The sequence below is a fragment of the Mycobacterium aquaticum genome, from assembly GCF_002086485.1.
In the GTDB taxonomy this organism is placed as follows: domain Bacteria; phylum Actinomycetota; class Actinomycetes; order Mycobacteriales; family Mycobacteriaceae; genus Mycobacterium; species Mycobacterium aquaticum.
The window spans coordinates 122,312-134,875 of the sequence record NZ_MVHF01000011.1 but is presented as its reverse complement, the minus strand read 5'-3'; the positions used below and the strand labels follow the sequence as shown (position 1 = coordinate 134,875).

Here is a 12,564-nt window from a genome sequence, read left to right as displayed (position 1 = left end):
AACGTATGGGTTCGGTTATCATCGCCGTGTGAGCGAGCCGTATGAGCGGATGACCGAAGCGGTGCTGGCGGTTCTGGTCGCCGACGGCTTCGAGGGCGTGTCGGTGCGGAAAGTGGCTGCGCGGGCCGATGTTTCGATCGGCGCGGTACAACACCATTTCCCCACCAAGGACGCGATGCTGGCGGCGGCGATGGATCGGGCCGGTGAACGCTTCGTGGCGCGGCTCGATGAGCAGATGCGGCCTGACATGGCCGCTGCCGAGCGCTTGGAGGCGCTGGCCGTTGCCCTGGTGTGCCCGGATCCGCGGGACCGGGACATCAGCGTGGCGTGGGTGCTACGGCTGGCCCGGGCGGCCGTGCACGAACCGACCGCGGCACGGCACCGTGCGGACTGGGCCCGGGTGGCGGAGTGGTTGCGGGCGCTGATCGCCGAGGCGGCCCCTGCGGTCGACGCCGCGACGGCTGCCGTCGAATTGCTCGCGCTGCTCGACGGTTTGGCGTGTTCGGTGGCGGTCGAGCCGGAGCGGGTCGCCCCCGACCTGGCCGAGCGGATCGCGCGCGGTCACGTCAGGCGGCTGTTGAGCTGATCGTTGCTGCGACGGCGCAGAGTTCCTCGAGCACCGCAGCGACCGCGGGCCGCGCAGCGGCGCCGGAGCGGGTGATGGCCTCGATGCGGCGAGCGACCGTGATGTCGCTGACCGGCAACCGGACGAGCGGCCGGGTCAGCAGGACATACCGCGGCATCAGCGCGACGCCGAGCCCGGCGTGAACGAGTTCCTCTGCGACCCGGAAGTCGTTGACCCGCTGGGTGATCCGTGGCCGCACTCCGGTCAGCAGCGCGATCGAGTTGAGGACGTCGTCGACCATGAGACCGCCCTCGACGCCGATCCACTGTTCGTCTGCCAACTCGGCCAGCCGGACGTGATTGTGGCGAGCCAGCCGGTGATCGGCCGACATCACCACATCGAGTGGTTCACGCAACAGCTCGGTCGCGGTGAAACGTCGCTCCCAGTCCGAGGCGTCGCGACCGTCGCGGTGGACCACGACGATGTCGAACTCGCCGAGCTGTTGCGGAGCCCGGGAGGCCGGGACGTCGACGTCGCGGCCGAGCACCTCGACACCACGGTCGCGGGCGCGGATGATCAACGGGGCCAACAGCATTGCCGCGCCTGACGGAAAGAACGACACACTGACCGTACCCCGGGGCGACGTCCGGTAGGCGTCCATCTCGGCGCGGGCGCGCTGGAGTGCGGCTAGCACGGCGTCCGCATGGCCCACCAGCACCCGCCCTGCATCGGTCAGCCGCACCCTGCGGCCGGCGGGTTCGATCAGTGCCACGCCCGCTTCCCGCTGGAGGATCTTGAGCTGTTGGGACACCGCCGACGGCGTCATCGACAGCACGTCGGCCACGGCCGCGACGGTGCCGTGATCGGCGAGTTCGCGCAGCATGCGCAGACGACCGGCATCCATGAAGGAATTCTACATGTTATGCGAAGAATCATTAGCTTGACTGAAGATTGAGTGGTCCAACAGGCTGTACCCATGCCCACCAGGACCGCCGACCTCGCGCTGCTCGGCGTCGCAGTCGTGTGGGGCTCCAGCTACCTGGCGACCAAAGAGCTGGCCACGGGCGACACCGTATTCGGTGTGCTGGCAATGCGGTTCGTCTTGGCCGCGGCGGCACTCGCCGTGCTGATCGGGCCCCGGTTGCGACGTGTCACCGCACCCGAACTGACGTCCGGGATGCTGTGCGGCACCGTGCTGTGGGCCGTGTACGCGTGCGAGACCTACGGTGTCACCCGAACGTCGGCGTGCAACGCGGGTCTGTTGATGGCGTTGACGATCGTCGTCACCCCACTGCTGCACGGCGCACGCGGCGTCCCGGCCCGGTTCTATGCCGCCGGTTCGACGGCGGTGGCCGGGTGTGTATTGCTCACGCAGGCACAGGGTTTCGGGCCGCCGGGCATCGGTGACGCGGTGATCGGGGCAGCGGCAGTGCTGCGGGCCGGCCATGTGACCCTGCTGGGCCGGGTGACGGCGGGCCGGGAGCTCGACATCACCCGGATGGCCCTGGTGCAGCTGGCGACAGTCGCGATCCTCTCGGTCGGCTTGGCCACGGTCACCGGCGAATCGGTGAACGCCCTCGCGGGCGGCATGAGTCCCGGCGACTGGCTCCTGTTGCTGTATCTGGCGCTGGCGTGCACGGTCTTCGCGTTCGTCGTGCAGGTGCGTGCGGTGCAGCGAAGCACGCCGGCGCGGGTGAGTCTGCTGCTGGGGACCGAACCGCTGTGGGCCGCCGTGCTCGGTGCCGCCCTGGCGTCCGACCCGGTCACCGCGGCGGGTGTCTGCGGGGCGGCGTTGGTGGTCTGCGGCACGGTATGGGGTCAGAGGCTGCTTGCGCCGGACGGTCGGGCCGACATTCGGTGCCAGGGCGGAGTCCGGAAAAGCCGTCGAAATCCGGCGGGTGGAATTGGCCGAAATGTGAATTATTGACGCGTCATAAAAGTGGTCTATTTCGCTGCGGAAATGGTGCTGATAGGCCGGTTCTCTTCCGAATTTTCCGGGTCGACCGGTGCCCGTGCGCGGGGCTCCGCGACGGCCTCCGAGCGATTATAACGATTTGATAACGGTGCTGAAGTTCACCCGATGGTCACTCGCTGCGGGATAACCGCTGTTCAGCGTCGGTGTAGGGAAGGCTCCCAGAGGTGCCCGGGCGGGTCGGTCGGCTTGATCAACCACCCCCGGTGTGCTTACGGTCGGGGCACCGATGACTTGAACTGATGACTATTGATGACTGTTCGGTGGTGACTTCTAACTCGATATGCCCGTTTACAACAACGCCCCGCCGCGCCTGCGCGCAGAGCCGGGACGAGATGCGTCGGGTCCAGATGCCCGCAGCGAATTACTGCGTAGACCATGTGCTGACGACGCGATGGCAATCCGCGACCTGGCCGCGCAAACTCAGGTGCTCGACTTGAACTCGACTTACGCCTACCTGCTGCTGGCGACCGATTTCGCGGCCACCTCGATCGTGGCCGAACGTGATGGCGATCTGCGGGGGTTCATCACCGGCTACCACCCGCCGCCACGCCCGGACGTGCTGTTCGTCTGGCAGGTCGCCGTGGCTCCCTCGGAGCAGGGCAGCGGTTTGGCCAGCGCGATGATCGATGCGCTGGTGCACCGGGTCCGGGCTGACCGGCACGGACATCCGGTCACCGTCGAAGCGACTGTCTCACCGGACAATTCGGCATCGCGGGCATTTTTCGGAGCCTTCGCGCGCCGCAACGGCGTCGCACTGGTGGAGGAGCCGTACTTCGGCGGCGAACTGCTGTCCGCGGACCTCAGCCACGAGGACGAGCCGATCCTGCGGATCGGCCCGATCGCCGCCCCGCTGTCCAACTGATTTTTCACCGGGCAGCCGTGGCCGCCGAATCTGTACGGCCAAGGTGCCCAACCGAATTCCCATTTGAATCATTGAACCGATCGGAAGGATTTTCCCTTGCTGCTCGCCGAAACCGCGCCCCTGACCGAGGATCGTCTGCCCGATGTGTTCTCCTCGGTGGAGTCCGAGGTTCGCAGCTATTGGCGTGGCTGGCCGACCGTCATGCAGAGCGCCAGCGACTCCTGGGTGACCGACACCGAAGGGCGCCGCTACATCGATTTCTTCGCAGGCGCAGGCGCGCTGAACTACGGCCACAACAACCCGTTGCTCAAGGCTCCGTTGCTGGACTACCTGGCCTCTGACGGGATCGTGCACTCGCTCGACATCGCGACCGAAGCCAAACAGCGCTTCCTGGAGACCTTTGCGCGGGTGATCCTGGAGCCGCGCGGCCTGGACTTCAAAGTGCAGTTCCCCGGACCGACGGGAGCCAATTCCGTCGAATCGGCTCTCAAACTGGCCCGCAAGGTCACGGGCCGTGAGTCAATTGTCAGCTTCACCAACGCCTTTCACGGCATGACCCTCGGTGCCCTTTCGGTGACCGGCAACTCGATGAAGCGTGCAGGCGCAGGCATTCCGCTGGTCCACGCCACCCCCATGCCGTACGACAACTACTTCGGTGGGGTCACCGAGGACTTCCACTGGTTCGAGCGGGTTCTCGACGATTCGGGCAGCGGTCTCAACCGTCCCGCGGCGGTGATCGTGGAAACCGTGCAAGGAGAAGGCGGTTTGAACGTCGCCCGCATCGAGTGGCTGCAGGCACTGGCGGACCTGTGCCGCACCCGGGACATCCTGCTCATCGTCGACGACGTCCAGATGGGCTGCGGCCGTACCGGTCCGTTCTTCAGCTTCGAAGCCGCGGGCATCGTCCCCGACATCGTCACCCTGTCGAAGTCCATCAGCGGCTACGGCCTGCCGATGGCGCTGACCCTGTTCCGCAGGGATCTGGATGTCTGGGCGCCGGGGGAGCACAACGGCACCTTCCGCGGTCACAACCCGGCGTTCATCACCGCCACCAAGGCTCTCGAAACCTATTGGCAAACACCGGATTTCTCGCAGGAGACCATCCGCAAGGGCGAGCTGGTGCGGGCCCGTCTCGATGAGATCGAGCAGCGCCACAGCGGCGTCACCGCTCGGGGACGAGGCATGGCGCAGGGGCTGAAGTTCGACGATGCCGACCAAGCCGCGAAAGTGTGCCGTACCGCGTTCGACCTCGGCGTGCTGATGGAGACCAGCGGTCCGTCCGACGAAGTCGTCAAGCTGCTGCCACCACTGACCACGTCGGAACCCGACCTGCAAAAGGGTCTGGACATTCTCGACGAATCCGTTTCCGCAATCCTGAACTGAGGAGCAAGACACCCAAATGATCGTGCGTACCACCGCCGAGATCACCGGCACCGACCGCGACGTCGCCGATGCCAACTGGCGGTCCAAGAGGATCATCCTGGCCGGCGACGGCGTCGGATTCTCGTTCCACGAGACGACCATCAATGCGTCGTCGGTCAGCGAATTCCACTACCAGCACCATGTCGAGGCGGTGTGGGTGGTCGAGGGCACCGGAACGTTGACCAACCTGGAGACCGGCGAGAACCATCCGCTCGGGCCGGGCACCATGTATCTGCTCAACGGCCATGAGCGCCACCGGGTTAGCTGTGACACGCAGATGCGCATGCTGTGCGTGTTCAACCCGCCGGTGACCGGGCAGGAAGTGCACGACGAGACCGGCGCGTACCCGGCGCCGCAGTCGGTCGCATGACCGATCCGTATCCCACCCGGCTCGATCACGCCATCGCGCCGATCCCGCGTCACGAGCCTGCGGTGTGGGGCACCGAATCCGACGGGCCGCTCGTCCAACAGCAGTTGGACTGGTTCGCAGCGCAGGGCTATCTGGTGCGGCCGGACACCGTCTCCGACGACCGGCTGCCGGCCCTGCGTCACGAATTGGACCGCATCGCAGCCGATCTGGACGCCGACGACCCGCGGGTGATCAGGGAGCCAGGTGGAACCATCCGGTCGATCTTCGAGCCGCATCTGCTCAGTGATCTTGTCGCGCAGGTGGTTCGACTCGACACCGTGCTGCCGGTGGCGCGTCAGCTGCTGGGCAGCGACGTCTACATCCACCAGGCCAGGATCAACCTGATGCCCGGCTTCAAAGGCACCGGTTTCTACTGGCATTCCGATTTCGAGACCTGGCACGCCGAGGACGGCATGCCCTCGATCCGGGCGGTCTCGTGTTCGATCGCACTGACGCACAACTATCCGTTCAACGGATCGCTGATGGTCGTGCCCGGATCGCACCACACGTTCTATCCGTGTGTGGGTGCGACGCCGGACAACAATCACGACACGTCACTGGTCGCCCAGAACGTCGGCGTCCCCGACGAGACGACGCTCACCAAGGCCGTCGACCACGACGGGATCGACCAGTTCACCGGTCCGCCGGGGACGGCACTGTGGTTCGACGCGAACCTGCTGCACGGGTCGGGTTCGAACATCACACCGTTGCCGCGGTCGAACATCTTCCTGGTGTTCAACTCGGTGGAGAACCAATTGGGGGAGCCGTTCGCCGCGCCCCGGCGAAGGCCGGAATACCTGGCGGCCCGGCGCGCAGACCGCGTCACCTAGGCTGGGCATATGCAACGGATTATCGGAACTGAGGTCGAGTACGGCATATCCTCGCCCTCCGATCCGACCGCCAATCCGATCTTGACGTCGACGCAGGCGGTTCTGGCGTACGCGGCAGCCGCCGGTATCCAGCGGGCCAAGCGCACGCGGTGGGACTACGAGGTCGAATCACCGCTGCGCGACGCCCGCGGGTTCGACCTATCCCGCGCGTCGGGGCCGCCGCCGATCGTCGACGCCGACGAGGTCGGCGCGGCCAACATGATTCTCACCAACGGCGCCCGGCTCTACGTCGACCACGCACACCCGGAGTACTCCGCGCCGGAGTGCACCGATCCGATGGACGCGGTGATCTGGGACAAGGCCGGCGAACGGGTCATGGAGGCCGCGGCCCGCCACGTCGCCAGTGTCCCCGGCGCCATCAAGCTGCAGCTCTACAAAAACAACGTCGACGGCAAGGGCGCGTCGTACGGCTCGCACGAGAACTACCTGATGAGCCGGCAGACGCCGTTCACCTCCGTGATCGCAGGATTCACGCCGTTCCTGGTGTCGCGGCAGGTGGTGACCGGTTCCGGCCGGGTGGGGATCGGGCCGTCGGGCGACGATCCGGGGTTCCAGCTGTCGCAGCGGGCCGACTACATCGAGGTCGAGGTCGGCCTGGAGACCACGCTCAAACGCGGCATCATCAACACGCGCGACGAGCCGCACGCCGACGCCGACAAATACCGGCGGCTGCACGTCATCATCGGCGACGCCAACCTGGCCGAGACCTCCACCTACCTCAAGCTCGGCACCAGTTCGCTGGTGCTGGACCTGATCGAGGAGGGCATCGACCTCTCCGACCTGGCGCTGGCCCGGCCGGTCCATGCAGTGCATGTGATCAGCCGCGATCCGTCGCTGCGGGCCACCGTGGCGCTGGCCGACGGCCGCGAGGTGACCGCGCTGGCGCTACAGCGCATGTACCTGGACCGGGTGGCCAAGCTGGTGGACACCCGCGATCCCGATCCACGGGCCAGCCACGTCGTCGAGACCTGGGCCGAGGTGCTCGACCTGCTCGAGCGCGACCCCATGGAATGTGCCGAGATCCTCGACTGGCCTGCCAAGCTGCGCCTGCTGGAAGGTTTCCGGCGGCGCGAGAACCTGGCGTGGTCGGCACCGCGGCTGCACCTCGTGGACCTGCAGTATTCCGACGTCCGGCTGGACAAAGGCCTGTACAACCGGCTGGTGGCGCGCGGTTCGATGAAGCGGCTTGTCACCGAGCAGCAGGTCCTCGACGCGGTCGACAACCCGCCGACCGACACCCGCGCGTACTTCCGCGGTGAGTGCCTGCGTCGGTTCGGCGCCGACATCGCGGCGGCGAGCTGGGATTCGGTGATATTCGATCTGGGCGGCGATTCGCTCGTGCGGATTCCAACCCTGGAACCGCTGCGGGGCAGCAAAGCGCACGTGGGAGCGTTGCTGGACTCGGTGGACAGCGCCGTCGAGTTGGTCGAACAGCTCACAACCTGACGGGTTGTGATCCCGGGCAATTCGGGTAATGACCGGTACTGTGGAAGGACCGGCATGGCGCCCGCGCCAGCCGATGACTAGCAGGAGGCAGCGATGGCTCAAGAGCAGACCAAGCGTGGTGGCGGCGGCGGTGACGACGACGACGTCCCCGGCGCATCGGCCGCAGGCCAGGAGCGTCGCGAAAAGCTGACCGAGGAAACCGACGACCTGCTGGACGAGATCGACGACGTGCTTGAGGAGAACGCCGAAGACTTCGTGCGCGCGTACGTCCAAAAGGGCGGCCAGTGACCTGGCACGAAAACCTGTCCTCATCTCTCTCCGGAACACCAGCGATAACTGCAGATTTGTCGTCTTTCTCGGACCTGCTCCGTCGTCAGGCCCCTGATCTGCTGCCGGTCCACCGGGTGGCCGACGGCGCGGCGCCGCACGGCGCCTCGCCCGAATTCGCGCCGCACGGAACGACAATCGTGGCGATCAAGTATCCCGGCGGTGTCGTCATCGCCGGTGACCGGCGGGCCACGCAGGGCAATATGATCGCCAGCCGCGATGTGGAGAAGGTGCACATCGCCGACGATTACACCGCCACCGGCATCGCCGGTACCGCCGCCATCGCGGTCGAGTTCGCGCGGCTCTACGCCGTGGAACTCGAGCACTACGAAAAGGTCGAGGGCGTGCCGCTGACCTTTCGCGGCAAGGTGAACCGGTTGGCGACCATGGTGCGCGGCAATCTCGGCGCGGCTCTTCAGGGTTTCGTGGCGCTGCCGCTGCTGGTGGGCTATGACCTCAACGACGCCGACCCGGCCAACGCGGGCCGCATCGTCTCGTTCGACGCCGCAGGCGGCTGGAACATCGAGGAAGAGGGCTACCAGTCGGTGGGCTCGGGTTCGTTGTTCGCCCGGTCGTCGATCAAGAAGCTGTATCCGACGGTCACCGACGCCGAATCAGCGCTCAAGGTGGCCATCGAGGCGCTCTACGACGCCGCCGACGATGATTCCGCCACGGGCGGGCCGGATCTGGTGCGTGGCATCTACCCGACCGCGGTGACCATCGGGGCCGAGGGCGCCGAGGAGATCACCGAGGCGCGGATCGCCGAGCTGGCCCGTGAGGTGATCGCAAGCCGCACCGCGACGAAAGGTGACGGCTGATGAGCTTCCCGTACTTCATCTCGCCTGAGCAGGCGATGCGTGAGCGGTCCGAGCTGGCCCGCAAGGGCATTGCCCGGGGCCGCAGCGTGGTGGTGCTGGCCTACGACAGCGGTGTGTTGTTCGTGGCCGAGAATCCGTCCCGATCGCTGCAGAAGGTCAGTGAGCTCTACGACCGGGTCGGTTTCGCCGCGGTGGGCAGGTTCAGCGAGTTCGACAAGTTGCGGGTCGGCGGCATTCAGTACGCCGACACCCGCGGCTACGCGTACGACCGTCGTGATGTCACCGGTCGCCAGCTGGCCAACGTGTACGCGCAGACGCTGGGCACCATCTTCACCGAACAACCGAAGCCTTTCGAGGTCGAGCTGTGTGTGGCCGAGGTTGCGCACTACGGCGAGACGAAAGCCCCTGAGCTCTACCGGATCACCTACGACGGATCGATCGCCGACGAACCGCACTACGTGGTGATGGGCGGAACGACCGAACCCATCGTCGCCAAGCTGGGCGAGTCGTACACCGAGAACGCCGATCTGGGCGCTGCCGTGAAGATCGCCGTCGAGGCGCTCAGCGCTGGTGCCGAAGGTTCCGAGCCACGCAAACTCGGCCCCTCGACGCTCGAGGTTGCCGTTCTCGATGCCAAGCGGCCGCGGCGTTGTTTCCGACGGATCACCGGATCCGCTCTGGAAACGCTGCTGCCCGAACCGGATCCGGACAAGGCACCGGCCGAGTAGCCGACGTGGACGACGGGGGAGCTCCGCCGGTCGCGCCGCGCGGCTACCGGCCGAGCCGGGCGCAGTGGTCGCTGGCGGGGCTCATCCTCGCGTTCGTCGTCGGAGTCGTGCTGTTCAAGGTCATCAAGGGCTTCGGCCTCGGACAGAGCGCCGCGTTCTACATCGGGATCCCCACCGTGCTCGCGTTGATCCTCACGCTCACCGCAAACCCGGATCGGCTGATCTCCATGACGCTCAAGGCGATCACCATCTTGCTGCTGCTCGCAATTCCGGTGGCGGGCGAGGGTTTCGTGTGCGTGATCATCTCCGCGCCGTTGTTCTACGCGGTCGGCATCATCGTGGCGCTGATCGTGGGGGCGGTGCGCAAGTCCGATCGCCCGCCCGGCGCTCGCATCGTGGTGCTGCCCGCCGTGGCGCTGGTGCTCTCGCTCGAAGGTGTCGTGCCCGCCCTCACCCTGCCGGGCGACAGCACCGTCACGGCGACGCGCACGGTCGCAGCCACCCCCGCGCAGGTTGCGGCTGCGCTGGCCCGTCCGCTGCGGTTCGGCGACGTGAAGCCGGCCGGTGTTCTCGCGCTCGGCTTTCCGCAGCCACTGATGGACCACGGCAGCGGTTTGACGGTGGGGGACCGCAGAGTGGTGATGTTCGCCGGCGCCCACCACCGGCCGGGGTTCATCGCGCAGCACCATTGGGGTGAGGCGCAGTCCGCGCTGGAACTCCAGATCGCCGCGAGGACAGAGGATTCGGTGCGTCTGCTGCCGATCGCGGACAACACCCCGCTGGCAACGTGGTTGACCTGGCGTTCGTCGGACGTGAGCTGGCGTGCCGTAGATGCCGGCCACACCGAGATCACCTGGTCGCTGAGCTACACGCGGCGGTTGGCCCCGGCATGGTATTTCGGGCCCATCGAGCACGTGGTCACCCAGCGCGCCGCGGGCTATCTGCTGGACGCCATCGACCTCCGGCCGTGACCACCGGGCTGGACGTCGCGACGCTGCGCAACGGCGCCGTGCTGGTTCCGGCGGTGCTGGCAGGGGCACTGTGGGTGGCCGCACCCGGAGAACGGGTCGGCGCGGCGCTCGCGACATTGTGGAACGTGGTGTGGCTCGCAGCGCTCAACGCCGTCGCGGTCGCGGCGGGCTGGTGGAGCTTCGGCACCGCCGGGCTGATGTGGTCGGGTGTGCCTCTCGACGTGATGCTCGGCTGGGCGCTGCTGTGGGGCGCGGTGCCGGTGCTGCTGATGCGGTGGGTGAATCCCCTTGTCACGGTTGCCGTTCTGGTGGCCGCGGACATCGTGGCGATGGGCAGTTTGGCACCGCTGGTGTGGTTGCGGGCCGGCTGGTGGGCCGGCGAGCTGATCGGCGTGCTGCTCTGCCTGCTGCCCGCGGTGCTGCTGGGCTGGGCGACTGCCACCGGGCGCTCAGTGTGGCTGCGGGCCGGCCTGCAGGTGGTGCTGTTCGGTGCGCTGCTGCTGTTCGTCATACCCGCGGCGACGTTCGCTCTGACCGACACGTCCTGGGCGCAGGCGTGGCACCGGATCGGCGGCCCCGTGGATTGGGCGCTGCTGCAGATCGCGGCGGTGCTGGTGCTGATCGCGTTGCGCGCGGTGGCCGACTTCGCTCGCCACGGCGGCACGCCGTTTCCCTGGGATCCACCACCTGCCCTGGTGACCTGCGGGCCATACGCCTACCTCGCCAACCCCATGCAGGTCTGCGCGGCGCTGCTGCTGGTGATCGAGGCGGCCGTACTCGGCGCTCCGGGGCTGGTGCTGGCCGCCGGCGTCGGCGTGGTGTTCAGCGCAGGCATTGCCGGCTGGCACGAACGCGATCAGCTGGCCGCGCGCTTCGGCGCGCCCTGGCTGGAGTATCGCCGTGCGGTGCACGACTGGGTGCCACGCCTGCGGCCCTATCCGCACCGCTCGCCGGCCCGGTTGTACGCAGCGGTGACGTGTGATCCGTGCAGCGAGGTCGCGGGCTGGCTACAGCGTCGGCATCCCGTCGCGCTGACGCTCGAACCCGCTGAAGACCACCCGGAGGATCTGCGCCGGGTCCGCTACGAGTCCGATTCGGTTGTGCTGCAGGGCACCCGAGCCATCGGTGCGGCGCTCGAGCACATCAGCGTCGGGTGGGCGGTGGTGGGCTGGGTGATGCGGGCACCTCTGCTCGGGTGGTTGGTGCAACTGCTCGCCGACGCGGTCGGTGCGGGGCCGCGCTCGGTCAGCCGATGACGTCGCGGATCAGCCCGGCGAACTCCTCGGGGCATTCCAGTGGGGTGAAATGTCCTGCGCCGTCGGCGGTGTGCAACCGGACGTCGACGAAGTAATCGTCCAGGCGGTCGGCCCACGCGGTCGGGAACAGCGGGTCGTGCTGGGGCCACAGCACATCGGTGCGGGCGTTGATCTTGACGGCCCGGTCGGGTGGCAGCTCGGTCAGCGACTGCGCGACGGTGCCTGCTCCCGCGCGGTACCAGGCCAGCGAGGCGGCGAACGCCCCGGGCAGCGCATAGTCGGAGACGAGCCGGTCCAGGTCGTCCTCGGTGACGGTGAAGGCCGGCCCCGACCAGTGATTCCAGAAGTGCCGCAGATACTCCCGCACGATTTCGGGGTTCCCGTCGATCAGCCGGTCGGCGATCGGCAGTTGGTGAAACGCCTGATACCAGAACTCGTGCTGGGCATGCGGGCTGAGCACGCGGTCGCCGGCGCCCGGCAGCGGCGGCGAGAGCACGAGCGCCTTCGCCAGATGGGGGTGCATGCGGGCCACGCTCTGCGCCACCCGGCTGCCGACGTCGTACCCGGCCAGGACCACCTCGTGCACACCCAGTTCGTGGATCAGTCCCACGATGCTGGCCGCCTGTGCCGTCGCACTGTAGAAATGCTGCACAGCGACCGCGTGCTTGTCGGAGCCGCCGAATCCGCGCAGGTCGGGCACGATCACGTCGGCCACGTCGGTGAGCAGCGGAACCACCTTGCGGTAGTCCCGCCGGGTGCCCGGCCAGCCGTGCAACAGCACGACAGGCGGCCCGCCCGCGATGCCGAGCCGATCGAAGGCCAATCGGAATCCGTCCACCGGAGCGCTGCGCGAGGACATCGGTCAATTCTCATCCGCCGCCACGGCCTTGTGGGC

14 protein-coding genes are annotated in these 12,564 nt (G+C 67.5%); 12 read left to right on the top strand and 2 right to left on the bottom strand.

Translation table 11 applies throughout. The features are described from left to right. Positions 1-28 precede the first annotated feature (28 nt). The gene (locus BST13_RS13985) at positions 29-586 is read left to right on the top strand and encodes a TetR/AcrR family transcriptional regulator (protein WP_245839597.1); all 558 of its coding nucleotides are present in this window, start codon (positions 29-31) and stop codon (positions 584-586) included. On the opposite strand, the gene BST13_RS13980 is transcribed toward BST13_RS13985, so the two are convergent. Beyond that, on the bottom strand, positions 567-1,469 hold the full coding sequence (locus BST13_RS13980; protein ID WP_083164619.1) for a LysR family transcriptional regulator: 903 nt from the start codon (positions 1,467-1,469) through the stop codon (positions 567-569). The two genes, BST13_RS13985 and BST13_RS13980, sit on opposite strands and share 20 nt — an antisense overlap. A gap of 72 nt (positions 1,470-1,541) precedes the next feature. Between BST13_RS13980 and BST13_RS13975 the strand changes: the two genes are divergently transcribed. The 11 genes from BST13_RS13975 (at position 1,542) to BST13_RS13930 (ending at position 11,669) form a co-directional block, all read left to right on the top strand. Then, entirely contained in the window at positions 1,542-2,492 is a 951-nt protein-coding gene (locus BST13_RS13975) for a DMT family transporter (protein WP_083164618.1), read from the top strand. Positions 2,493-2,820: 328 nt separating this feature from the next. Next, a complete protein-coding gene (gene ectA, locus BST13_RS13970; RefSeq protein WP_083164617.1) occupies positions 2,821-3,402 on the top strand; it encodes a diaminobutyrate acetyltransferase in 582 nt (193 codons plus the stop codon). Between the two features lie 96 nt (positions 3,403-3,498). Then, complete coding sequence (gene ectB, locus BST13_RS13965) at positions 3,499-4,785, top strand: diaminobutyrate--2-oxoglutarate transaminase (protein ID WP_083164616.1); 1,287 nt, start codon at positions 3,499-3,501, stop codon at positions 4,783-4,785. A gap of 16 nt (positions 4,786-4,801) precedes the next feature. Next, positions 4,802-5,194 carry an ectoine synthase gene (locus tag BST13_RS13960; protein ID WP_083164615.1) on the top strand — a complete coding sequence of 131 codons (393 nt, stop codon included), beginning with the start codon at positions 4,802-4,804 and terminating at the stop codon, positions 5,192-5,194. After that, positions 5,191-6,063, top strand: coding sequence for an ectoine hydroxylase (thpD, locus tag BST13_RS38280; RefSeq protein WP_095533543.1), 873 nt, complete (start codon positions 5,191-5,193; stop codon positions 6,061-6,063). The genes BST13_RS13960 and thpD overlap by 4 nt, the downstream gene beginning before the upstream one ends. A 9-nt stretch (positions 6,064-6,072) precedes the next feature. Next, the gene (gene dop, locus BST13_RS38275) at positions 6,073-7,569 is read left to right on the top strand and encodes a depupylase/deamidase Dop (protein ID WP_095533542.1); all 1,497 of its coding nucleotides are present in this window, start codon (positions 6,073-6,075) and stop codon (positions 7,567-7,569) included. Between the two features lie 93 nt (positions 7,570-7,662). Next, positions 7,663-7,857 carry a ubiquitin-like protein Pup gene (locus tag BST13_RS13950; protein WP_083164614.1) on the top strand — a complete coding sequence of 65 codons (195 nt, stop codon included), beginning with the start codon at positions 7,663-7,665 and terminating at the stop codon, positions 7,855-7,857. Beyond that, complete coding sequence (gene prcB / locus BST13_RS13945; RefSeq protein WP_211296086.1) at positions 7,854-8,714, top strand: proteasome subunit beta; 861 nt, start codon at positions 7,854-7,856, stop codon at positions 8,712-8,714. The genes BST13_RS13950 and prcB overlap by 4 nt, the downstream gene beginning before the upstream one ends. Further along, a complete protein-coding gene (gene prcA, locus BST13_RS13940) occupies positions 8,714-9,442 on the top strand; it encodes a proteasome subunit alpha (protein ID WP_083164613.1) in 729 nt (242 codons plus the stop codon). Before prcB ends, prcA begins: the two co-directional genes overlap by 1 nt. A 5-nt stretch (positions 9,443-9,447) precedes the next feature. Further along, on the top strand, positions 9,448-10,413 hold the full coding sequence (locus BST13_RS13935) for a hypothetical protein (protein WP_245839595.1): 966 nt from the start codon (positions 9,448-9,450) through the stop codon (positions 10,411-10,413). Next, positions 10,410-11,669: a methyltransferase family protein gene (locus BST13_RS13930; RefSeq protein WP_083164612.1), complete on the top strand. Its 1,260-nt coding sequence runs from the start codon at positions 10,410-10,412 to the stop codon at positions 11,667-11,669. Before BST13_RS13935 ends, BST13_RS13930 begins: the two co-directional genes overlap by 4 nt. Here the strand turns inward: BST13_RS13930 and BST13_RS13925 are convergent. Further along, positions 11,659-12,528, bottom strand: coding sequence for an alpha/beta fold hydrolase (locus BST13_RS13925; protein WP_083164611.1), 870 nt, complete (start codon positions 12,526-12,528; stop codon positions 11,659-11,661). The genes BST13_RS13930 and BST13_RS13925 overlap by 11 nt on opposite strands. Between the last annotated feature and the right edge of the window lie 36 nt (positions 12,529-12,564).